Consider the following 22446-nt stretch of genomic DNA (forward strand, 5'->3'; position numbering starts at 1 on the left):
GTCACCGTAGGGCGTGCATGGCCGGGTGGTGGTTTCGAGACAGGCGCTAGCGCGCCTTCCTCAACCACCGTCACCGCGACCGACGCTGGTCGAGGAGGCCGGCCACGGCCGTCTCGAGACCACTCCCTCGGGCCGACCACCGGCCGCCCTAGGGTTGTCGGGTGCCCGAGCCGTCCCTGACCGTGCTCGCGCTGCTGGCGCTGGCGGCGGTGACGGCGGGGTACGTCGACGCGGTGGTCGGCGGGGGTGGGCTGGTGCAGCTGCCGGCGCTGCTGCTCGGGCTGCCGTCGGCGAGCCCGGTGGAGGTGCTGGCCACCAACAAGCTCGCCTCGATCTGCGGCACGACGACCAGCTCGATCACCTACTACCGTCGCGTGCGCCCCGACCCCCGCACCTTCCTGCCGCTGATGGCCCTGGCGTTCACCGGGTCGGTGGCCGGCGCGCTGGTCGCGTCCCTGATCCCGCGCAGTGCCTTCGACCCGATGGTGCTGGTCGTCCTGGTCGGCGTGGGCGCCTACGTGCTGCTCAAGCCCGACCTCGGCGGCGAGACCGAGCTGCGGTTCAGCGGACGGCGGCACACCGGCGTCGCGATGCTGACCGGGTTGATCATCGGCTTCTACGACGGCGCCCTCGGCCCCGGCACCGGCAGCTTCCTGGTCTTCGCGCTGGTGGGGCTGATGGGCTACGGCTTCCTCGAGGCCAGCGCCAAGGCCCGGCTGGCCAACTGGGCCACCAACCTGGCGGCGCTGTGCGTGTTCATCCCGCAGGGCGCGGTGCTGTGGCACGTCGGGCTGGTGATGGGCGCCGCCAACGTCGTCGGCGGCTACCTCGGGGCGCGTACGGCGGTCGCGCGCGGCGCCGGGTTCGTGCGCTGGTTCTTCATCGCGGTGGTCGGCGCGTTCGTCGTCCGGATCGGCGGCGGTGTGATCGGCCTGTGGTGACCGCGCTGGCTACCGTGGCCCCATGAGGATCCCCGTCGAGGTCGACCGGCCGGCGGCGTCGGCATGACGGCGTCCTGGGTCACCGCGTTCCTCGACCTCACGGCCCGCGACCTCGACCGCGGCGTGCACTTCTGGGCCGGCGTGACCGGCTACCAGGTCTCCCCGTGGCGCGGCGACGAGGACGAGTTCGCCACGCTGGTCCCGCCCGACGGCGACGGCCACCTGCGGGTCCAGCGGGTCGCCTCCGGACCGTCGGGCACCCACCTCGACCTGCACGTGCCCGACCCGCGCGCCGCCGCCGACCGGGCGACGGCGCTCGGCGCCACCGAGCTCGCCGACCACGGGTACGTCGTGGTGCGCTCGCCCGCCGGACTGGTCCTCTGCCTCGTCGACGACGGCGCGTCCCGCCCGTCCTCGCCCGCTGCCTGGCCCGGTGGCCGGTCACAGGTCGACCAGGTGTGCCTCGACGTCGGGCCGTCGTCCTTCGACCGCGAACGCGACTTCTGGGAGGAGCTGACCGGCTTCTCACCCACCGCGACCACCTCGCCGGAGTTCCGCCGGCTCGACGGACCGGGCCCGCTGCGCCTCCTCCTGCAGCGCCTCGACGACGAGCGCCCGCCCGGGTTCCACCTCGACCTGTCGGCCGACGACCGGGCCGCCGAGGTCGCGCGCCACGTCGCGCTCGGTGCCACCCGCGTCCGGGAGGGGCGGCAGTGGACGGTCCTCGCCGACCCGGCCGGGACGGCGTACTGCGTCACCGACCGGGTGCCGCGAATCCCGGACGACAGCATGCCCCCGGGTCGCTAGCGTCGTCGTGATGACGACGACCGAGCCTGCTGTGCCCGAGCGCACCGACCCGCCGTACGCCGCCGACGAGGCGACCATGCTCCGCGCCTACCTCGACTACCAGCGCGACACCCTCCGCACGAAGACCCGCGGGCTCACGCGGGAGCAGCTGGCGACCGCCCACCCGCCGTCGACGCTGACGCTCGCCGGGCTGGTCAAGCACCTCGCCCTCGTCGAGGACTGGTGGTTCTGCGTCACCCTGGCCGGCACCCCCGACGCCGAGCCGTTCGCCGGCATCGACTGGGACGCCACGCCCGACTGGGAGTTCGAGACGGCGGTCGACCACGAGCCCGCCGAGCTGCACGCCCTCCACGACGCGATGGTCGCCGCCGCCGACACCCACATCGACGCCGCGCTCGCCGAGGGCGGCGTCGAGACCGTCGCCGTACGCCGCCCCCGCGCCGGCGGCGAGATCACGCTGCGCTGGATCCTGCTGCACATGATCGAGGAGTACGCGCGGCACAACGGCCACGCCGACCTCGTCCGCGAGGCCGTCGACGGGACCACCGGGGAGTGACGGGCACGATCCGGCCGATGACGCCGGACGACTGGCCCCGGGTCTGGCCGATCTTCCGCGACGTCGTCGAGGCCGGCGAGACCTACGCCTACCCCCTCGACCTCAGCAGCGAGCAGGCGCGGGCGCTCTGGACGATGGCGCCACCGGGGGTGACCGTCGTGCTCGAGGACGACGGCCGCGTGCTCGGCAGCGCCACCATGGGGCCCAACCGGCCCGGCCGCGGCAGCCACGTCGGCACCGCCTCGTTCATGGTCGACACCGCCGCCCGCGGCCGAGGCGTCGGACGCCGCCTCGGCGAGCACGTCGTGCAGTGGCACCGCGACCAGGGCTACGCCGCCATCCAGTTCAACGCCGTCGTCGAGACCAACACCGCCGCTGTCCGGCTGTGGCAGAGCCTCGGGTTCACGATCGTCGGGACCGTGCCGGGGGCGTTCGACTCCCGCGCCCACGGGCGGGTCGGTCTGCACGTGATGCACCTCGTGCTGGGGTGATGGGCGTGGCGGGGCTGCGGGTGTGGGCGGGTGCGGGGTGGCGAGCGGGTGGCGAGATTTCACCGGCGGACCGGGGATGTCTGAACTTCCCAGGCAATGCATTACCCGGAAAGTTCAGAGATCCCCGGTGAACCGGTGAAATCTCACCCCGCCGCCCCGACCCCGGCTCAACCCTCGACCGGCTCGGCGAAGCCGGGCAGCAGCTCGGTCAGCACGTCGCGGAACGGCGCCTCGGCCTCGAGCTGGGCCAGGATGCCGAGGCTGCCGACGTAGGTGCGGTGGATGAGCAGGTACGACGCCGGCAGGTTGAGCTTGACCGCCACGGTGTAGGCGGGGGCGCGCGGGTTGTTGATCCGCTCGAACTGCTCGCGCATCCACTCGCGGGTGAACCGGAAGCGGTCGACCTGGGTCGGTTCGACGAAGGCGCCGAGGTAGTCCATGAGCAGCTCGGGGTCGAGGTCGATCTTGTCGCGGATGAACCCCTCGGCCCGCAGGCCGGCGACGACCAGCTCGCCATCGCCGGTGGCGGCGAGCCGGATCAGGGTGCCGATGGCCGGGGGCATCCGGCCCTCGGGCAGCCGGGCGACGGCGCCGTAGTCGAGGACGCCGAGTCGGCCCGGGTTGCCGTCGGCGTCCGGGATGATGCGGAAGTTGCCGGGGTGCGGGTCGGCGTGCAGCATCCCGGTGCGGGCCGGACCGGAGAACAGGAAGCGCACCAGCAGGCCGCCGTAGTGGTCGCGCTCCTCCTGCGTCCCGGTGGCGATCACCTGGGCCAGCGAGGCCGGTGACTCCATCCACTCGGTGATCAGCACCGTCTCCCCGACCTCGACGACGTCGGGGACGTCGATGTCGGGGTCGTCGGCGAACGCCCGGGCGAAGACCCGCTGGGCCTCGGCCTCCAGCGCGTAGTCGAGCTCGTCCTCGGCCCGGGCCTGCATCTCGGTGATCAGCGGCTTGACGTCGATGCCGGGGAACAGCGGCCCGATGGTGCGGCCCAGCCGGGCGAGCTGACGCAGGTCGGAGCGCAGCGCCTCGCCGGCGCCGGGGTACTGCACCTTGACGGCGACCTCGCGCCCGTCGTGCCAGCGTCCGCGGTGCACCTGGCCGATGGACGCCGACGCGGTCGGGCCGCCGTCGAGCCAGACCAGCCGGTCCTTCCAGTCGGCGCCGAGCTCGGCGGCGAGGATGTCGCGCACCGTCTGCGTCGGCATCGGGGGAGCGGAGTCCTGCAGCTTGGTCAGCTGCTCGCGGTAGGGGCCGGCCACCTCCTCGGGCAGCGCGGCCTCGAAGACCGAGAGGGCCTGGCCGAACTTCATCGCGCCGCCCTTGAGCTCGCCCAGGGTCCGGAACAGCTGCTCGGCCGTGCGCTGCTGGATGTCGGACAGCACCGTCTCCGCCGGCGCGCCGCCGATCCGCCGGCCCAGGCCCATGGTCTTGCGGCCGGCGTAGCCGAGCGGGAGCGCCGCCAGGCGGGCGGTCCGCGCTGCGGCCTTGCGAGGGAGGTCGGCCATGCCTCCAGTGTTCCAGCCAGGGGTCTGCGCGGGCTCACCCCCGGTGGACCGCAGGTGGACCTGGGGTGAGCCCTCCGTGGCTCGCAGACGGCATCTCGGGCTCGTTCGGCGCTTCGTCGTCCACGGGGTCCCCGAGCCACTAGGTTCGCCCGGTCACCCCGTCGTCCTGGAGGAGCTGCTGCATGCCCGTTCTGCGTCGCCTGACCGCGATGGTCGCCGCGGCCGCCCTGGGGTGGACGGTGCTCGCCGTCGGCGTCGCACCGCCGGCCGCACGGGCTGCCGACCGGGCCGACGACCGAGGCCCCACGGCGGTGGCCGCCAGAGCGCCGCACGACCCGGCGACGTACTACACCGGCACCGCGGGCCTCGTCGGCGCCGACCTGGCGGACCGGCTCCACGAGATCATCAAGGGCCACACCGCGGTGTCCTACGCGACCGTGTACACCGCGATGGACGTGACCGACCGCGACCCGGCCAACAGCGCCAACATCATCGACTTCTACGCCGGGACGAGCGTGGCGGCCAGCAACAAGTGCCAGGCGTCCTGCCCCTCGGGCTCGTGGAACCGTGAGCACACCTGGCCGCAGAGCAAGGGCGACTTCGGTACCTCGGCCGGGCCCGGGACCGACCTGCACCACATGCGCCCGGAGTTCGCCACCACCAACTCCTCGCGCGGCAACCTCGACTTCGACGAGACCGTGCAGTCCGGGTCCGCCGTGCCGCTCTGCTCGCTGTGCACGAGGGACTCCGACTCCTTCGAGCCGCGCGACGCGGTCAAGGGCGACCTCGCCCGCGGCCTGTTCTACATGGCGGTCCGCTACGACGGCGACGACCAGTGGCCCGACTTCAAGATGAACGACCGGACCTGCAACGACTCGGGACCGGCCAACCTCGGCAAGCTCTCGACGCTCGTCTCCTGGTCGCTGGCCGACCCGCCGGACGACCGCGAGCGGGCGCGCAACGACCTGGTCGACGACGTCTACCAGCACAACCGGAACCCGTTCATCGACCACCCCGAGTGGGTCCGCACCATCTACGGCGACGGCGTCGGGCTGGGGCCGGCCTGCGGGAGTACCTCGGGCAGCGACACCCTGCCCGGTGGCGGCGCTCCGACCAACACCGCGCCCACGACCACCGCGGTCACCGCCTCGACGGCCGAGGACACCGCGACGACCGCGACCCTGCGCGCCACCGACGCCGACGGCGACCCGCTCACCTGGTCGGTCGCCACGCTGCCCGCGCACGGCTCGGCCCGCGTGACCGGCTCGACGCTGACCTACACCCCGGCCGCTGACTACGCCGGCACCGACGAGGTAGGGGTCGCCGTCTCCGACGGCCGCGGCGGCACGGCCGGCACCACCGTGCGGGTCACCGTCACTGCGGTCAACGACGCCCCGATCGCCTCGGCTGCCAACGCCACCACGCCGCGGGGCACCGCGACCTCGGTCGTCCTCACGGCCTCCGACGTCGACGACACCGCCCTGACGTACGCCGTCGCCTCACCGCCCGCGCACGGCGCCGTCACGCTCGACGGAGCCACCGCGACGTACACGCCGACGACGGGCTACACCGGCCCCGACGCGTTCACCTTCACCGCCCGTGACCCCGCAGGCGCGACGTCGGAGCCGGCCACCGTGTCGGTCGCCGTCACTGCTCGGCAGGAGGCCCCGACCGCGACACCCGTCTCGGCGACCACGGCCGAGGACCGGGCCGTGACCGTCACGCTGACCGGCAGCGACCCCGACGGCGACCCGCTGACCCACGCCCTCGCCACCCAACCCGCCCACGGGTCGGTGACGCTGGTCGGGGCGCAGGCGACGTACACCCCGGCCGCCGACTTCCACGGCACGGACTCCTTCACCTGGACGGTCTCCGACGGCACCGCGACGACCACCGGGTCGGCGACCGTCACGGTGACGCCGGTCAACGACGCACCCACGATCACCAGCACGCCGCGGCTGCGCACCACGGCCGGGTCGCCGGTGCGCGCGACGCTCGCAGTCACCGACCGCGACGGCGACGTCGTCACCATCAGCCAGGTCGGCACACCGGAGCACGGCTCGGTGGAGCACCAGGGTCTGACCCTGACCTACACGCCGTCGGCCCGGTCGGGCGCCGACACCTTCGTCGTCACGGTCTCCGACGGTCAGGGTGGCGACGCGACGGTGACCGTCGAGGTCGAGACCATCGCCCGGACCGCCGGGCTGTGGCTCGTCGCACCCGAGGCCGCCACCCGCGGGACCCGGACCACGGCGACGATCGTGGCGACCGGGCAGATGGGCGCGACGCCCACGGGCGTCGTGGGTCTGACCTCCGGCGGCGAGGTCGTCGCAGCGGCCCCGCTCGGGCCCGACGGCACGGCGACGGTCTCGTGGACTCCGGGCCGTGCCGGGGCGGCGAGCCTGACGGCGGTCTACGTCGGTGACGACCTGTACGAGCCGGCCGCCTCGGAGCCGACCCCGCTCCGGGTGGCCAGGTCGGCCTCTCGGCTGGGCTTCTCCGCCGGCACCCTCCAGCGCGGTCGTCCCGGCGTCGTCAAGGTCGCGGTGCGCACCGTCGCCGGCGTCGCGGCGACCGGCAAGGTCACCGCGACCGTGGGCTCGCGACGGCTCACCGCCACGCTGACCCGGGGAGTGGCGACGTTCCGGATCGCCCGGCTGCCCCGCGCCGCGGCGCTCGAGGTCACGGCGCGCTACGCCGGCGACCGGCAGTACGCCGCCCGCACCGCCACGCACACCTACCGGCTCACCAGGTAGCCCGCGGGCCGTCAGGCCGGGCGGGCTCGAGGAAGGACGCCGGCGGCGGCCACGTCGAGCGTCCAGTAGCGGTCCGGAGCGGCCGGAGGCACGTCGAGGACGCGCAGCAGCCGGGCCTCGGCGGGCCGCCAGGCGAGCAGTCCGTCCGCGACGTGCAGCAGCAGCGTCTCGGGGTCGAGCCAGGACCACTGCCGGACGGTGTGGTCGCGGTTGTCGAAGCGGAGCACCTGCTCGACCTGGACGGTCTCGGTGTGGACGACGACGAGGTCGACGCGCCGGAAGCTCCGAAGACGCGGCTGGTGGCCGACCACGAACCGCCCCCTGGTGGGGGAGATGCCCCAGTGTCGGGTGAGACCGCGGCCGAGTCCGGGGATGGCGAGCCGATCTCGGGCCACGTGCTCGTCGCCGACGTGCTCGGTGAGGGTGGCCACCCCGACGCGCTCGCGACGCAGCGACAGCGCCGTGCCGTCGGGCTCGAGGCCCACTCGCGACAACCGGTAGGGGAGCTCGACCACGTCGAGAGCCGGCACGGTCACGAGCTGGCTGCGTCCGCCGTTCCCGTCGGCGACGAGGTAGCCGCTGCTGTCGGCCCGCCAGCGCACCTCGGAGACCCAGTCGGTCCCGGTGTCGACCACGGTGTGCTCCCTGGTGGTGAGGTCGAGCAGCACGACGCCCTGACGCGAGCGGCCGGCCCACCAGCGTCCGTCGGGCGAGAGCGAGCCCGACCCGTAGGTGTCGGGACCCGTCCAGGAGTCCTCGGGCAGGCCGAGCTCGTCGAGGCCCAGGCGCAGCCATCGCCCGTCGCGGACGAGGAAGAGGATCGCCTCGCCGTCCCACCCGGGCTCGTCACCGAAGCCCTCGGGTGGGTGGTAGGCCAGCAGCGCCCGGCCGGGAGGGTCGGCCAGCAGCGAAGGCACGTCGTCGGGCTCGGCGGGCACCGTCCGGGGGAGTCGCGTGCGCAGGCGCGGCAGGTCGGCCAGGTCGCCGTCGAGCAGCCGCTGCACCGCCACGGGCGTCGCTGGTGGCGTCGTCACTGGTGCGTCGACCGGCGGGTCGGCCCGCGGCGGACCCTGGCAGGCGGTGCCCGTCGCGAGCACGAGCACGAGTGCGAGGACGCCGGCAGCCCGAGCCGCAGCCGGCGTCCTCACCGCCGGGCCAGCAGGTCCACGGCGAAGGTGACGCCGTACGTCGCTGGCCAGCAGGCGATGCGGGACAGGTCGCCGGTCTCCACGTCCCACGCGACCAGGTAGCGCTTGGGGTTGTCGGTGGGCTGGACCTCGAACAGCACGGTGTCGTCGTCGAGCCACGAGACGGGACGGAGCCCCTCGCCGTCTGTGTCGTGCGCACCGTCGTCGTGGGGGACCGGCAGCAGCGCCCGGGTGGCGAGCGTCGCGCGGTCCAGTGCGATCAGGCCGTCGACGTCGTGGCGGGCGCGTCGTGGGTGGCGCGCGACGACGTCGGTCCGGGTCGCCGCGAGCGTGGTCCCCGACAGCGCGAAGCCCGTGATGCCCTCGAGGGGTCCGCGGTCGAGCTCGACGGTGCTGCCGTCGGGCAGCGCGCTGACCAGCACGGAGCCCGGTGTGCGCGCCTGGTAGGTGAGTCGACCGTCGGGGTCGGCGTCCCACGACACGTGGTCCCGGAGCTCGGGCAGCGAGGTGGTGGTCCCGGTGGCGAGGTCGACGCGGACACCCGGTCCGTGGTCGCGCACGACCAGCGAGCGGCCGTCGGGCAACCAGGTGATCTCGGCGACGTCGAGCACGTGCCCGGGTACGTCGACCTGCCGCCAGTCGTCGGTGGCGAGGTCGCGCCAGAAGAACCCACCCACCCCGGTCGCCGCGACGCGCCGGCCGTCGGGGGACAGCGCGAGCGAGCGGGAGGACCCCAGCCCGTCGGGCAGGTCGAGCGGCGCCTGGGCGCCGTCGGCGCCGACGAGCAGCACCTCCTCGTCGCCGTGGAGCAGTGCGACCGCGGTGGCGACCGTCCCGCCGGTCGCGACGGGCAGGACGCGGGGCACGCCGAGGTCGAGGACCGGGAGACCCTCCACGCCCCGGGGGTCCCACTGCGGTTGGATCCGGTCGGGGTCGATCTCGGGCGCGACCGCCACCTGCCGGTCGACCGGACCGGGGCCCGAGGTCGAGGATGCGGACCCCGGCGACCGGGGACCGACCTGCGTCGTCCCGGCGGCACCCTGGATCGCGACCACCACGCTCACCACGGCGGCGGCGGAGGCGACCCCCGCGACCACGCCGCGGCGCCGCGCACGTCGCCGTCGGGCGGTCGCCAGCGCGCGGGTCGCCAGCCCGAGCGGCTCGACGGCGTCGGTGGCGCGGTCGAGGACCTCGTGCAGGTCGTCGTCGTGGTTCACGATGTGCCTCCGATCAGGTCGAGCAGCTCCGGCGCGCCGTCGCGCAGCCGGGCGAGGGCGGCGCGGTTCTGGCTCTTCACGGTGCCGACGGCGACGCCCAGCACGTCGGCGGTCTCCCGCTCGGTCAGGTCGTCGAGGTGGCGGAGCACGACCACCGCCCGCTGCGAGGGGGTCAGCCGCGCCAGGGCGCGGCGTACGACCAGGGCGGTCACGGGATCGGTGGAGACCCCCGCCAGGTCGTGGGAGTCCGCCGGGTCGACGGACACCTCGTGACGGCGGCGGCGCCACCACGAGACGTTGTCGCGCGCCACGATCGTGCGGGCGTACGCCGTGGGGTGGCCGTCGCGGAGCCGCGGCCACCGCATCGCAACCTTGACCATCGCCTCCTGCACCAGGTCCTGGGCCCGGTGCAGGTCGCCGGTGAGCAGCACGGCGGTGCGCAGCAGGGAGCGCTCGGCGCCCACCGCCCAGGCGGTGAACTCCGCGCTCTCCGTGCTCTCCTCACCCGGCCCGACCCTCATCGAAGGAGCAACGCTCGCACGGGTCGGAAAGGTTGGGGCGACTTCCCGCCCGGTCGGCGGGTCCGCACCGCTACGCCCCGGCTACGGCGCCGGGGGCTGAGGCCGGGGTCGGGGCTTGAACTTGCGGACCTCGTGGGGCCACCCGCACGCCTCCGCGATCCGGCCCGCCCACCTCGTGGCGGTCTCGTCGTCGGGCACGTCGACGATCGCGAACCCGCCGAGGTACTCCTTGGACTCGACGTACGGCCCGTCGGTGACCACCACGGACCCGCTGGTGGGGTCGGCGGCGTGGACGAGGGCGCCCTCGTCGGGCTCCTCCAGTCCGCCGGAGAAGACGTGGACGCCCGCGTCCCGCATCTCCTGGACCACCGCCATCGCCGGGGCGCTCCGCCCGCGGAACCACTCCTCGGTGTGGTCGCCCACCCACTGCTGGTTGAAGTACAACAGGTACTCGGCCATGCTCGCTCCTCCTGTCGGCGCGGACCCCGGTGGTCAGCCTCCACCGTCACCACGAACGGCGACTCCCGGATACGACAGTCTCCGGCGTCCGATCTCAGTGGTCGCTCGTCGTCGAGCCGTGCTGGGAGGGGTCGTCGTCGCCCTCGAGCTCGTCGGCGACCGAGACGGTCAACCCGCCGAGCATGAACGCCGCGATCGCGACGGCCAGGGCGGCGGTGTTGATGGTGGCCCAGCGCCGGGGCCGGCCCGGCCCGCCCTCGCTGCCGTGCTCGCCGTGGCCCGCGTGGTAGCGGTGGGTGAGGGCGTGGCCCTTGCCGCGGGCGAGCAGGTAGCGGTTGACCGGGTAGGCGGCGGCGTAGGCGACGGCCAGGGCGAGGCTCATGCCGAGCCAGAAGACGGGGTTGACCAGGCCGGCGTCCATGGCACCGGGGATGGCGGCCATCACGGCGTTGTCGACCAGCTCCATGGTGGCGATCGACAGGGTGTCGGCGGCGACCACGACGCGGAGGGCGGCGCCGAGCCCGAGGCCGGCGCCGAGCAGGGGCAGGGTCGACAGCGCGAAGCCGAACAGGAACGCGAGGCCGACGGCCAGGGCGATGGTCGCGCCGGTCGACAGGCCGATCGCCGTGCCGATCATCAGCCCCAGCACCTCACCGATCGCGCAGCCGGTGAGGCAGTGGAGGGTGGCGCTGGCCGCCAGTCGACCGAGCCCGCCGTCGGTGTGCCCGCCGTGCCCGCCGTGCCCGCCGTGCTCGTCGTGCTCGTCGTGCTCGTCGTGCTCGTCGTGCTTGTCGGGTGCTGTGTGGGTGTCCATGGGTCCTCCTCGGGTGGTGGGCGACACCATACCCCCTGGGGGTATGCAGGCGCATCCCGAAGACGACAAACGACTCTGTGCAAAGAAGTCTTTGTCATCTAGGCTCCGCGGGGTGACGGGAGACAGGGTGACCCCGGGGCCGGAGAGCCTGCGGGCGCTGGCGCACCCGGTGCGGTTGCGGATGCTGGGGTTGTTGCGGTCCGAGGGCCCGGCCACGGCGACGTCCCTGGCCGGCCGGCTGGGGCTGAACACCGGGGCGACGTCGTACCACCTGCGGCAGCTGGCCCGGTACGGCTACATCGAGGACGACGTCGACGGCGCCCGCGCCGGTCTCGGCCGCGAGCGGTGGTGGCGGGCGGCGCACCGTTCCACCGAGTTCGGCGGGCCGGGCAGCGAGTCCGACGACGCCGCGCGCGACGCCGTCGGCGCGTTCCTCCAGGCCGTGGCGGTCGTGCAGGCCGAGCAGGTGCAGCGGGCGGTCGAGGAGCGCGAGCTGCTCCCCGCGCGGTGGCGGGAGGCCTCGGCGCTCTCCGACTGGGAGGTGCGCCTGACCCCGGCCCGTGCGCGCGCCCTGATGGAGGCCCTCGAGGCGCTGGTCGACGAGACCGACGACGAGTCCGCCGGGACCGACGACACCGCACCCGTCGTCGTCCAGCTGGCGGTGTTCCCGCGACCCGGCACCGTGGCGACCACTGGTGTGGAGCAGGGGCGCGACCGGTGAGTGCCCTCCCGCCCGGCGCCGCCCGCCGCGTCTACTGGCTGCTCACGGCCACCCGGTGGCTGCCCGTGGGCCTCACCGTGGCGCTGTTCTCGTTGTGGCCGCTGGAGCAGGGGCTGACGGTCACCCAGGTGCTCACCCTGGCCGCCGTGCAGGGGGTCGTGATCCTGCTGCTCGAGCTGCCGACCAGCGGCTTCGCCGACGCGTTCGGACGTCGTCCGGTGCTGGTCGCGGCGGCCGTGGCCGGGGCGGTCTCCATGGCGCTCTACCTGCTCGCCGCGTCGTTCTGGACCTTTGCGCTCGCCATGGTGGTGCAGGGCGTCTTCCGCGCGCTCGACTCCGGCCCCCTCGAGGCCTGGTACGTCGACACGGTGCACCACTCCCGTCCGGGCGCCGACGTCGACCAGGAGCTCTCACGTGCCGGGACGGTGGTCGGTGCCTCGCTCGCGGCGGGTGCGCTCGTCGCCGGCGGGCTGGTCCTCTGGGACCCCCTGCCGGGCAGTGCCCTGCGGCTGCCGTTCGTCGTCAGCCTGGTCCTCAGCGTCGTGCACCTCGTCGCCGTCGTGGCCCTGCTGCGCGAACCGCCCCGAGAGCACCGCTCCTCGGCGCTCGCCAGCGTGCTGGCGGCACCGCGCGTGGTCGGGTCCGGGCTGGGGCTCGCGCGGGCCGACACCGTGCTGCTCGCCCTCCTCGGCGCGGAAGCCGCGATCGCGCTGTCGATGGTCGGCTTCGAGAGCCTCGTGCCGCTCCGGCTCGCCGAGCTCCTGGGCAGCGAGGCGGAGGCCGGGGCGCTGATGAGCCCCGTCGCGGCCGCGGGGTGGGCGGTCTACGCCGGGGGCGCCGCCGTCGGCGGCTGGCTCTCCGCACGGGTCGGCGTCGCGAGGGCGGCCATGGGCACCCACCTGGCCATGGCGACGGGCGTCGTGGCGATCGGCCTGGCGACGGGTCCCGCCGGGGTCGTCCTCGCCTACCTCGCGGCGTACAGCCTCTTCGGGGGCAGCGGGCCGCTGCACGGGTCGCTCGTGCACCGGCAGGCCGAGGCCGCCAACCGCGCGACGGTCCTCTCGCTCGGCTCGATGGTGAGCTTCGCGGTCTTCGCCGCGGCCGCGCCGCTCGCCGGCCTCCTCGCCGGGGTCACCTCGCTGGCCACCAGCGTCGCCGTGCTCGGCGCCCTCTCGGGTGTCGGGGTGCTGCTCTACCTGCCGGCGCTGCGAGCCGAGCGCGAGCGAGCCCCGGCGGCCGCGCCGCTGTCGACCCCTCGGCAGCGGTAGCCGCGGGTGCGGGCCGGCCGGTCTCAGTACGCCGGACCAGCACGGCCCGGGACCGGCGTGCTGCCCGCGTCGGCGTACCGATCGCCCCACTGCGCCACCGGGTCGAGCAGGCCGTTGAGCTCGGCTCCGTGGTCGGTGAGCCGGTACTCCACACGCAACGGGAAGCCGGGATAGGCCTCCCGCGCGACCAGCCCCGCCTGCTCCAGCTCGCGCAGCTGCGCCGTGAGCACCTTCTCCGAGATGCCTCCCACCGCGCGCCGCAGCTGGGCGAAGCGGTGGTCGCCCTCGGCCAGCCGCCACAGGATCGTCGGCTTCCACTTCGAGCCGATGAGGCCCAGCACGACGTTCACGCCGCACTCGAGATCTCGTTCGGGCACCGCACACCTCCACTCGTCCGGGAGCGGTACGCACCTGGAAGTGCGTACTGGACCCGCACCTCGGCTCCCTCGACCATCGTGGACATGAAGAACGACACCCACCACCCGTATTCCGTCGCGGTCCTCGGCCTGGGCGCGATGGGCGCCGCGATCGCCCGTACGACGGCCGCTGCCGAGCACCCCACCCACGCCTGGAACCGCACGCCGCGGTCCCTGGTCGACCCGGCCGGGGGCGCTGACGCCGGCCTGCTCCGGGTGGTCGGCTCACCACGAGAGGCCGTCGCCGGCACGCAGGCGGTCGTGGTCTGCGTGCGCGACCACGACGCGGCCCGCGACGTCCTGGAGACCGTCGCGCCGCACCTCGACGGGCAGGTGGTGCTCAACGTCTCGACCGGGACGCCCGACGAGGCCGCTGGCACGGCCGCCCGCGCCGCGGCGCTGGGCCTGCGCTACGTGACCGGGGCGGTGATGGTGCCGACGTCGATGGTGGGCACCGACCACTGCCTCGTCCTGTACGCCGGCGCCGAGGACGACGTCGCCGCGCTCGCGCCGCTGCACCGAGCACTGGGCGGGGCGACCGACCCGACCGGGACCGACCACGCCGTCCCGCCCGCCCTCGACCTGGCGATGCTCGACGTCTACTTCGCCGGCATGTACGCCTTCCTGCACGCCGGCGCGCTCGCCTCGGCCCACGGGATCTCCCCGAGCCGCTTCCTGCCCTACGCCGAGGGCATCGTCGCGACCCTGGGCGGCTCGCTCGCCGGCCTCACCACGGCGGTCGAGCGGCGCACGTGGGACGGCGGCGAGGCGCGCCTCGACATGTGCCTGGCCTTCCTCGACCACATCGTCGCCACCAGCAGCCAGGCCGGGATCGCCCCGGGGCTGGCCCAACAGGTGCGCGACGCCTCGGCGCGCGCGCTGTCACGGGTGCCCGGCAGCACCGACTGGGACGTCGTCGCCGAGGACTTCGGACCCCGGGGAGCGGTCGGGCCGGGGCACCACCAGGCGTGAGAAGGTGCCGAGCCCCGACCGCCCAGGCTCAGTCCGTCTCGGGGAACGCGACGCCCGTGTTGGCGTGGCAGCGGTAGCCGTTCGGGTTCTTCGCCAGGTACTGCTGGTGCAGGTCCTCGGCGTAGTAGTACGGCGTCTCGGCGGCGGGGCGGACCTCGGTGGTGATCTCGTCGAGACCGCGGCGGGCGAGCTCGTCGCCGTAGACCTTGGTCAGGTCGCGAGCGGTCTGCTCCTGCTCGGGCGTGGTCCAGTAGATCGCCGAGCGGTACTGCGTGCCGACGTCGTTGCCCTGCCGCATGCCCTGGGTGGGGTCGTGGACCTCGAAGAACGTCTTGACCAGGTCGGCGTAGGAGACGACCGCGGGGTCGAAGACGATGCGCACGGCCTCGGTGTGGCCGGTGCGGCCGCTGCACACCTCCTCGTACGACGGGTGGGTGGTGAAACCGCCGGCGTAGCCGACCGACGTCGACCAGACGCCCGGCTTCTGCCAGTAGATCTCCTCGGCACCCCAGAAGCAGCCCAGGCCGAAGACGGCGACCTCGTGACCCTCGGGCACCTCGTCGGTGACGACGGGGGTGCCGAGCACGAGGTGGGTGTCGCGGCGCTGGAACGGGTCGGACGCGCGGCCCGGGAGGGCGGCGTCGGGGGAGATCATCTCGGACTTGCGGGTGAAGAACACAGTCGCCTCCTGGCGGGCTGGGGAGTGGCACCCCGTACAACCACGACGGTAGACGCTTCGTTCCAGCCACCCCGCACGAAGAGGTGACGGGGAGGTGACAGCGGGGGCGGAGGGTCCGCGGGGCGCGGCTACCCTCGAACGGTGAGCGAGCAGGTGAGCCCCCAGAAGTCCGGTTTCGAGACGCGTGCGATCCACGCCGGCTACGAGCCCGACCCGACCACCGGTGCCGTGATCCCCCCGATCTACGCCACCTCCACCTACAAGCAGGACGGCGTGGGCGGCCTGCGCGGCGGCTACGAGTACAGCCGCTCGGCCAACCCCACCCGCACCGCGCTCGAGGGGGCGCTCGCGGCGGTGGAGGAGGGCGAGCGGGCCTTCACGTTCGCCTCCGGCCTGGCCGCCGAGGACACGCTGGTGCGGGCCACCTGCCGCCCGGGCGACCACGTCGTGCTGCCCGACGACGCCTACGGCGGGACGTTCCGGCTCTTCGACAAGGTCGAGCAGGCGTGGGGCATCGAGCACACCCCGGCCGCGGTGACCGACGTCGACGCGGTCCGGGCCGCGATCCAGCCCGGCCGCACCAGGCTGGTCTGGCTCGAGACGCCGACCAACCCGCTGCTCAACATCGGCGACATCGAGGCGCTCGCCGCCGTCGCCCACGACGCCGGCACGCGCCTGGTCGTCGACAACACCTTCGCCTCGCCCTACCTGCAGCAGCCGCTCACCCTCGGCGCCGACGTCGTCGTGCACTCGACCACCAAGTACGTCGGCGGGCACTCCGACGTCGTCGGCGGTGCCCTCGTCGTGCGCGACCTCGACCTGGCCGAGCAGCTCACCTTCCACCAGAACGCCATCGGCGCCGTGCCCGGTCCGTTCGACTCCTTCCTCACCCACCGCGGGCTCAAGACGCTGGCGGTGCGGATGGAGCGGCACTGCGACAACGCTGAGGCCGTCGTGGAGTTCCTGGCCGGGCACCCCGCGGTCACGCAGGTGATCTACCCCGGTCTGCCCGAGCACCCGGGCCACGCCGTGGCCTCCCGCCAGATGAAGCGGTACGGCGGCATGGTCGCGTTCCGGGTGGCCGGCGGCGAGGCGCAGGCGCTCGCCGTGTGCGAGCGGACGTCGATCTTCACCCTCGCGGAGTCGCTCGGCGGCATCGAGTCGCTGATCGAGCACCCCGGACGGATGACCCACGCCAGCGTCGCCGGCACCGAGCTCGAGGTGCCCGCCGACCTGGTGCGGCTCTCGGTGGGCATCGAGACCGCCTCGGACCTGATCGCCGACCTGGACCGCGCACTTGGGTGAGCGGCGGGTCTGCGTCGACGTCGGCTCGACGTACACCAAGGCGACCCTCGTCGACCTCGACGCCGCGCAGGTCGTCGGACACGCGGAGCACCGCACGACCGTCGACACCGACGTCCTCGACGGTGTCGACGCGTGCGTCGCCGCGCTGGGGGCCGAGGGTGTCCCGGTGCTGGCCTGCTCGAGCGCCGGCGGGGGCCTGCGCATCGCCGTGGTCGGCAACGAGGAGCTGGTCACCGCCGAGGCCGGACGCCGGGTGGCGCTCTCCAGCGGCGGCAAGGTGGTCGCCGTCGTGGCAGCCGCGGGTGAGACCGGCCTCGGCCTCGACGACCTGGCCGAGCCCGACGTCGTGCTGCTCACCGGCGGCACCGACGGCGGCAACGACGAGGTGATCCTGGCCGCGGCCCGCGGGCTGGTCGCCTGCGGCTGGCGGGGGCCGGTCGTCGTCGCCGGCAACGCCGACGCCGCCGAGGAGGTGACGGCCGTGCTGGCCGGCCTGCCCGTGGTGGTGGCCGGCAACGTCGTCCCGCAGATCGGCGTGCTGCACCCCGACAGCGCCCGGTCGGCGATCCGCGAGGTCTTCCTCGCCCACGTGATCGGCGGCAAGGGCCTGAGCCGGCGCGGCGGGTTCGTCGAGATGGTGCGCGGCGCGACCCCCGACGTCGTCCTCACCGGCGTGGAGGTGCTGGCCCGCGAGCACGGCCAGGACGTCGTGGTCGTCGACGTCGGCGGCGCCACCACCGACGTGCACTCGGTCGTCGAGCTCGACCCCGAGGACGCCGGCCTGGCGCGCGACGTCGTGGCCCCCACCGCCGTCACCCGGACCGTCGAGGGTGACCTCGGCATGCGCTGGTCGGCGCTCACGACCGTCGAGTCCGCCGAGCGACCCGAGCTCGAGGCGGCCGCGCGAGCCCGCGCCGAGCAGCCGTCGTACCTGCCGACGACCGACGGCGACCGCGACGACGACGAGGCGATCGCCCGGGCGGCCACCGGACTGGCGCTGCGGCGCCACGCCGGGCGGTCCCGGGTCGTGGTGGGACCCGAGGGCCGCGTCGTCGAGCGCTCCGGCACCGACCTGCGCGAGGTGGGCCTGGTGGTGGCCTCGGGCGGCGTGCTGCGACACGGCCGGCCCGGGGTCGCCGAGCGGGTGCTCGCCGACAGCCTCGGGGTGGTGCCGGGGGGCTGGCAGCTGCCCGAGCGGGCGCGGGTGGTGGTCGACCGCGACTACGTGCTGGCCGCCGTCGGGCTGCTGGCCGCGGCACACCCCGACGTGGCGTGCCGCCTGGCGAGGTCGCTGCTTAGGCTGACCGCGTGACCCCACCAGAGCGCGAGGCGGCCGAGACCGGCCCGGAGCAGGTCGCCGAGCGCGCAGCCGAGCACGAGCGCCGTCGGCTCGGCCGGCGCCACCGGTCGCCCCGCGACGAGGAGGACCGCACGACCGAGCGCGAGCACGAGGAGCGGGTGCTCGCCCGGATCGCGGCGCAGTGGGCCCAGATGCGCGAGGAGCGCCGGCACGAGACGGTCCCGCTGCCGCCCTCGCGCTACGCCTCCGACGCGACGCCCGCGGGCTCGCACTCCTCGGTCCCGGCAGGCGTCGAGCTCGCCGCCGCCTGGGGCTGGCGGCTGCTGGTCATCTGCGCCGCCGGCTACGTGCTGCTCTACCTGGTCTCCTTCTTCGCCCTGATCACCCTGCCGATCGCGATCTCGCTGCTCATCGCCGCGCTGACCAGTCCCGGGGTGCAGGGGATGCGCAGCGTCGGGTTCCCCCGCAGCGTCGCGGCGATCGTCGTGGTGGTGGGGCTGCTCGGCTTCGTCGGGCTGCTGCTGACCTTTGCCGGGCAGCAGGTCGCCAGCGGCGCGCAGGACCTGGCCGACTCGACGGTCCAGGGTCTCGACGAGGTCCGCGAGTGGCTCAAGACCGGTCCCCTCCACGCCAGTGACGGACAGATCAACGACTACATCGAGCAGGCGCAGGAGGCCATCACCTCGCGGACCTCCTCGACCGACTGGTTCAGCCAGGCCACCTCGGTCGGCAGCGCGCTGGGCCACGTCCTGGCGTCGTTCTTCATCGTGCTGTTCGCGACGTACTTCTTCCTCGCCGACGGCGACCGGATCTGGTCGTGGATCGTGCGCCTGGCCCCGCGCTCCGCGCGCGCCCGGGTCGACAGCTCGGGCCGGGTGGCCTGGATCTCGCTGGTGCAGTTCGTGCGGGCCACGGTGATCGTGGCCGCCGTCGACGCGATCGGCATCATGATCGGCGCCGCGATCCTGCAGGTGCCGTTCGTGCTGGCCATCGGCGTGCTGGTCTTCCTCGGCGCCTTCATCCCGATGATCGGCGCCACCATCGCCGGCAGCGTCGCCGTGCTGGTCGCGCTCGTCGACCAGGGCCCGATCACCGCCCTGATCATGCTGGCCGTGGTGGTCGGCGTGCAGCAGGTCGAGGGCCAGGTGCTGCAGCCGTTCCTGATGGGTCGCTGGGTCTCGGTGCACCCGCTCGGCGTGATCCTCGCGATCGCGGGCGGCGTCCTCGTCGCCGGCATCGCGGGCGCGCTGGTCGCCGTCCCGCTGGTCGCCGCGGTCAACGCGGTCGCCCAGCACCTCGCCGCCCACACCGAGCCCGGGGCCGACCCGGAGGAGGAGCTGGCCGAGGACTACGCGGAACGCGAGGAGACCGCGCCCGTCGGGGACGTCGATGACCCCGCCTGAGCAGGTCGGCCTGCGCGAGATCCAGGCGGCCCGCGCCCTGCTGGACGGGGTCACCATCACGACCCCGATGGAGGAGTCGCGCTGGCTGTCGGCGCTCATCGGCGGCCCGGTGTGGCTGAAGTGCGAGAACCTCCAGCGCACCGGCTCGTTCAAGGCCCGCGGCGCCTACGTGCGGATCGCGCGGCTCTCCGACGCCGAGCGCGCCCGCGGCGTCGTGGCCGCCTCGGCCGGCAACCACGCCCAGGGTGTCGCCCTCGCCGCCCAGCGGCTCGGCATCAAGGCCACGGTCTTCATGCCCGAGGGTGCGCCGATCCCCAAGGAGAACGCGACCCGGGGCTACGGCGCCGACGTGGTCTTCGAGGGCGGCTACCTCGAGGACTGCCTGGGCGCGGCGCGCCGCTTCTCCGAGGAGACCGGCGCCGTGCTGATCCACCCCTTCGACCACGTCGACGTGATGGCCGGGCAGGGCACGGTCGGCCTGGAGATCCTCGAGCAGGTGCCCGACGTCGAGACCGTGGTCGTGCCGACCGGGGGAGGCGGCCTGCTCGCCGGGGTCGCGGTGGCGATCAAGGCGCTGCGGCCCGAGGTGAGCGTGATCGGGGTGCAGGCCAAGGGCGCCGCCGCCTACCCGGGCTCGCTGCAGAGCGGCGCCCCCGTGCCGCTGACCTCGATGAAGACCATGGCCGACGGCATCGCGGTCGGGATGCCCGGCGAGCTCACCTTCGCCGCGGTCCGCGACCACGTCGACGAGGTCGTCACGGTCTCCGAGGACGCGATGTCGCGGGCGCTGCTGGCCCTGGTCGAGCGGGCCAAGATGGTCGTCGAGCCCGCCGGCGCGGCGGCCGTCGCCGCGCTGCTCGCCGACCCCGCGGCGTACCGCACGCCGGCGGTGGCGGTGCTCTCCGGCGGCAACATCGACCCGATCCTGCTCGGCAAGGTGATCCAGCACGGCATGGCCGCGGCGGGGCGCTACCTCAACCTGCAGGTCGTCATCCCCGACGCGCCCGGCGGGCTGGCCCGGCTGCTCGGCGAGGTCGGCGGCACCGGCGCCAACGTGCTCGAGGTCTCCCACGAGCGCATCTCGCCGTCGCTGTCGCTCGACGAGGTCGACGTGCACCTGCAGCTCGAGACGCGGGGCGCGCCGCACGCCGAGCTGGTGCTGGCCCGGCTGCGTGAGCGGGGCTACCGGGTGCTGGAGTGACGCCGTTCGGCCTGCGCGCCAAGGACCCCGCGGTCCGGGCGACCCAGCTGTTGCACGATCCCCGCCGGCCCGGGTCGGGCGACGTCTCCTGGCTCGCCCAGCACGCCGAGGTCGTGCTCGCGGTCTACGACACCCAGCCGTCGGGGTACGGGCACCCGCGGCGCCGGCTGTTCGCCCTCCTGAGCCTGCTCGACCCGCTGCCCGACCCGGTCGTGGCGTGGTCGTGGGAGCGCGCCCTCGGCGTCCGCACCGGCGACCGGGCCGAGGCCCAGACGCTGCTCGCCGCCCACCCCGACCGTCCGGCCCGGTGCCGTACGGCGCTCGGTCACCGCTCGGCGTCGGTGCGCGCCGCCGCGGCCGGGTGGCTCGCCACGACCCCGGTCCCCGACGACGAGGACGTCGTGGCCGCCCTCGCGGACGCCGCGCGCACCGAGGCCGACGAGTCGGCCCTCGGCGCGGTGCTCGACGCGCTCGTCGCCCACGGGCACCGGGCGGTCGACCACGTCGACCTCGACGCCCTCGACCGGGCCGCCGAGAAGTCCGCGGCCAAGCCGCTGCCGGCCTCGCTCGCCTGGCTCGACCCGACCATGCTGCCGCGGCCGCGGTGGACCGGCACCGGGGTCGAGGTGCCGGCCGCGACCGTGCGGTCGTGGGTCCAGCAGGCCGTCAAGGCCAAGGCCGTCGAGCCCGGCGCACTGCTGCGGGCCGTCGTCGGCGAGGTCGAGACCGACGACCGCCGCGCGCTGGCCGACGCGCTGCTGCACCAGTGGCTGGCCGCCGGGGCACCCACCGCCGCCCGCGGCGTCCTGGGCGTGGTGTCTCTCGGCGCGGGCGAGGCGGCCGCCGTGCTGGCCGCCGACTTCGTGCGCACGCGGGCCAAGCAGGCCGGCACTCAGGCGCAGGCGCTGGTCGGGCTGCTCGCCCGGATCGACAGCCCGGTCGCTGTCCAGGCGCTGGTCGAGGCCGCCGACGGGTCGGGCTCCGCGAGCGTGCGCAGGGTCGCCGCGGCCGAGGTGGACGCGCTGGCCCAGCGCCGCGGCTGGACCGTCGAGCAGGTCGGCGACCGCGGCGCGCCCACCGCCGGCTTCGACGCCGCCGGACGCCTGCTCCTCGACTACGGACCGCGCCGGTTCACCGCCGTCCTGCAACCCGACCTCAAGGTCCTCGTGGTCGCCGACGACGGCGGCAAGCCGCGCACGTCGCTGCCACCGGCCCGCGCCACCGACGACGCCGAGCTGGTCGCCGCGGCTCGCGCCACGCTCGCCGCGGCCAAGAAGACCGTCGCCGCCACCGCCAGGACGCAGGCCGGGCGGCTGCGCCAGGCGATGGCGGTGCAGCGGGCGTGGACGGTCGCGGGCTGGCGTTCCGACGTCGCCGGCCACCCGGTGCTGGGCCGGCTGGCGACCGGCCTGGTGTGGCGGTGCGACCACGTCACCTTCCGGCCGCTCGACGACGGCACGCTGACCGACGCCGACGACGAGCCGGTCGACCTCGCCGCCCTCGGTGACGACGCGAGCGTGACCCTGGCCCACGACGCGCTCCTCGACCCCGCGACGGCCGAGGCCTGGCGCACGCACCTGGCCGACTACGAGGTCTCGGTGCCGTTCGCCCAGCTCGAGGGGGCGCTGCCGCCGGTCGACCCGCAGACCACCGGGCTGACCGACGTCGCCGGCACCACCACCAGCGCCGGCGCGCTGCACCGGCTGGCCGAGCGGGCCGGTTTCCGGCGGATCGTCGACGGGGGAGTGGTCGCCGCGTACGCCCGCGACCTGCCCGACGACGTCGGTGCCGTGCTCGAGGTCCGCGGCGGCGCCTGGGTCGGCGACTGGGCCGCCGAGGTCGAGCTCGGACCCCTGCTGCTCGCCGGTCCCGAGGGCCCGGTCACCCTGGGGTCCCTGCCGCCGGTGCTGCTCGCCGAGCTCCGGCGCGACCTCCGCTCGCTCGGGGGCTGAGCGCCACC

Annotated in this window: 21 protein-coding genes; 13 read left to right on the plus strand and 8 right to left on the minus strand. The window is 74.7% G+C overall.

What is annotated here, in order from left to right; translation table 11 throughout:
- Nucleotides 1–161: 161 nt before the first annotated feature.
- From AC4MBH_RS11830 to AC4MBH_RS11845, 4 genes are all read left to right on the plus strand, one after another.
- The gene (locus AC4MBH_RS11830) at nucleotides 162–941 is read left to right on the plus strand and encodes a sulfite exporter TauE/SafE family protein (RefSeq protein WP_491795066.1); all 780 of its coding nucleotides are present in this window, start codon (nucleotides 162–164) and stop codon (nucleotides 939–941) included.
- A 63-nt stretch (nucleotides 942–1004) separates the two neighbouring features.
- Nucleotides 1005–1748 carry a VOC family protein gene (locus AC4MBH_RS11835; RefSeq protein WP_491795068.1) on the plus strand — a complete coding sequence of 248 codons (744 nt, stop codon included), beginning with the start codon at nucleotides 1005–1007 and terminating at the stop codon, nucleotides 1746–1748.
- Nucleotides 1749–1758: 10 nt separating this feature from the next.
- The gene (locus tag AC4MBH_RS11840; protein ID WP_491795069.1) at nucleotides 1759–2304 is read left to right on the plus strand and encodes a DinB family protein; all 546 of its coding nucleotides are present in this window, start codon (nucleotides 1759–1761) and stop codon (nucleotides 2302–2304) included.
- A 17-nt stretch (nucleotides 2305–2321) separates the two neighbouring features.
- Entirely contained in the window at nucleotides 2322–2795 is a 474-nt protein-coding gene (locus AC4MBH_RS11845) for a GNAT family N-acetyltransferase (RefSeq protein WP_491795070.1), read from the plus strand.
- Between the two features lie 167 nt (nucleotides 2796–2962).
- Here AC4MBH_RS11845 and AC4MBH_RS11850 read toward each other — a convergent pair whose 3' ends face one another.
- Nucleotides 2963–4306: an ABC1 kinase family protein gene (locus AC4MBH_RS11850; protein ID WP_491795071.1), complete on the minus strand. Its 1344-nt coding sequence runs from the start codon at nucleotides 4304–4306 to the stop codon at nucleotides 2963–2965.
- A 182-nt stretch (nucleotides 4307–4488) separates the two neighbouring features.
- Here AC4MBH_RS11850 and AC4MBH_RS11855 point away from each other — a divergent pair, with 182 nt between their 5' ends.
- Nucleotides 4489–7062 (plus strand): Ig-like domain-containing protein, encoded by a 2574-nt coding sequence (locus AC4MBH_RS11855; RefSeq protein WP_491795072.1) that lies wholly within the window; start codon nucleotides 4489–4491, stop codon nucleotides 7060–7062.
- A gap of 11 nt (nucleotides 7063–7073) precedes the next feature.
- On the opposite strand, the gene AC4MBH_RS11860 is transcribed toward AC4MBH_RS11855, so the two are convergent.
- The 5 genes from AC4MBH_RS11860 to AC4MBH_RS11880 all read right to left on the minus strand — a co-directional run bounded on the left by AC4MBH_RS11860 (nucleotide 7074) and on the right by AC4MBH_RS11880 (nucleotide 11221).
- Nucleotides 7074–8096, minus strand: coding sequence for a hypothetical protein (locus AC4MBH_RS11860; RefSeq protein ID WP_491795073.1), 1023 nt, complete (start codon nucleotides 8094–8096; stop codon nucleotides 7074–7076).
- A 110-nt stretch (nucleotides 8097–8206) separates the two neighbouring features.
- Complete coding sequence (locus tag AC4MBH_RS11865; protein WP_491795074.1) at nucleotides 8207–9427, minus strand: WD40 repeat domain-containing protein; 1221 nt, start codon at nucleotides 9425–9427, stop codon at nucleotides 8207–8209.
- Complete coding sequence (locus AC4MBH_RS11870; RefSeq protein ID WP_491795075.1) at nucleotides 9424–9948, minus strand: SigE family RNA polymerase sigma factor; 525 nt, start codon at nucleotides 9946–9948, stop codon at nucleotides 9424–9426. The genes AC4MBH_RS11865 and AC4MBH_RS11870 overlap by 4 nt, the downstream gene beginning before the upstream one ends.
- A gap of 81 nt (nucleotides 9949–10029) precedes the next feature.
- Nucleotides 10030–10407, minus strand: coding sequence for a YciI family protein (locus tag AC4MBH_RS11875; protein ID WP_491795076.1), 378 nt, complete (start codon nucleotides 10405–10407; stop codon nucleotides 10030–10032).
- Nucleotides 10408–10501: 94 nt separating this feature from the next.
- Nucleotides 10502–11221, minus strand: a complete 720-nt coding sequence (locus AC4MBH_RS11880; RefSeq protein WP_491795077.1) for a DUF4396 domain-containing protein — start codon at nucleotides 11219–11221, stop codon at nucleotides 10502–10504.
- 112 nt (nucleotides 11222–11333) lie between these two features.
- On the opposite strand from AC4MBH_RS11880, the gene AC4MBH_RS11885 reads away from it, so the two are divergent.
- Both AC4MBH_RS11885 and AC4MBH_RS11890 read left to right on the plus strand, forming a co-directional pair.
- On the plus strand, nucleotides 11334–11942 hold the full coding sequence (locus tag AC4MBH_RS11885) for a helix-turn-helix domain-containing protein (protein ID WP_491795078.1): 609 nt from the start codon (nucleotides 11334–11336) through the stop codon (nucleotides 11940–11942).
- Entirely contained in the window at nucleotides 11939–13210 is a 1272-nt protein-coding gene (locus AC4MBH_RS11890; RefSeq protein ID WP_491795079.1) for an MFS transporter, read from the plus strand. Before AC4MBH_RS11885 ends, AC4MBH_RS11890 begins: the two co-directional genes overlap by 4 nt.
- 23 nt (nucleotides 13211–13233) lie before the next feature.
- On the opposite strand, the gene AC4MBH_RS11895 is transcribed toward AC4MBH_RS11890, so the two are convergent.
- Nucleotides 13234–13587 (minus strand): winged helix-turn-helix transcriptional regulator, encoded by a 354-nt coding sequence (locus AC4MBH_RS11895; protein ID WP_491795080.1) that lies wholly within the window; start codon nucleotides 13585–13587, stop codon nucleotides 13234–13236.
- An 84-nt stretch (nucleotides 13588–13671) separates the two neighbouring features.
- Between AC4MBH_RS11895 and AC4MBH_RS11900 the strand changes: the two genes are divergently transcribed.
- Nucleotides 13672–14598 (plus strand): imine reductase family protein, encoded by a 927-nt coding sequence (locus AC4MBH_RS11900; RefSeq protein WP_491795081.1) that lies wholly within the window; start codon nucleotides 13672–13674, stop codon nucleotides 14596–14598.
- A gap of 28 nt (nucleotides 14599–14626) precedes the next feature.
- On the opposite strand, the gene msrA is transcribed toward AC4MBH_RS11900, so the two are convergent.
- Nucleotides 14627–15277, minus strand: a complete 651-nt coding sequence (gene msrA / locus AC4MBH_RS11905; RefSeq protein WP_491795082.1) for a peptide-methionine (S)-S-oxide reductase MsrA — start codon at nucleotides 15275–15277, stop codon at nucleotides 14627–14629.
- A gap of 141 nt (nucleotides 15278–15418) precedes the next feature.
- Here msrA and AC4MBH_RS11910 point away from each other — a divergent pair, with 141 nt between their 5' ends.
- The 5 genes from AC4MBH_RS11910 to AC4MBH_RS11930 are packed head-to-tail and all read left to right on the plus strand — an operon-like array spanning nucleotide 15419 to nucleotide 22438.
- Complete coding sequence (locus tag AC4MBH_RS11910) at nucleotides 15419–16582, plus strand: cystathionine gamma-synthase (protein WP_491795083.1); 1164 nt, start codon at nucleotides 15419–15421, stop codon at nucleotides 16580–16582.
- Nucleotides 16575–17894, plus strand: coding sequence for a glutamate mutase L (locus tag AC4MBH_RS11915; RefSeq protein WP_491795084.1), 1320 nt, complete (start codon nucleotides 16575–16577; stop codon nucleotides 17892–17894). The genes AC4MBH_RS11910 and AC4MBH_RS11915 overlap by 8 nt, the downstream gene beginning before the upstream one ends.
- Nucleotides 17891–19285 (plus strand): AI-2E family transporter, encoded by a 1395-nt coding sequence (locus AC4MBH_RS11920; RefSeq protein ID WP_491795085.1) that lies wholly within the window; start codon nucleotides 17891–17893, stop codon nucleotides 19283–19285. Before AC4MBH_RS11915 ends, AC4MBH_RS11920 begins: the two co-directional genes overlap by 4 nt.
- A complete protein-coding gene (gene ilvA, locus AC4MBH_RS11925) occupies nucleotides 19272–20486 on the plus strand; it encodes a threonine ammonia-lyase (RefSeq protein ID WP_491795086.1) in 1215 nt (404 codons plus the stop codon). The genes AC4MBH_RS11920 and ilvA overlap by 14 nt, the downstream gene beginning before the upstream one ends.
- Nucleotides 20483–22438, plus strand: a complete 1956-nt coding sequence (locus AC4MBH_RS11930) for a DUF4132 domain-containing protein (protein ID WP_491795087.1) — start codon at nucleotides 20483–20485, stop codon at nucleotides 22436–22438. The genes ilvA and AC4MBH_RS11930 overlap by 4 nt, the downstream gene beginning before the upstream one ends.
- Nucleotides 22439–22446 lie beyond the last annotated feature (8 nt).

It is taken from the genome of Nocardioides sp. WJ219 (genome assembly GCF_058559815.1).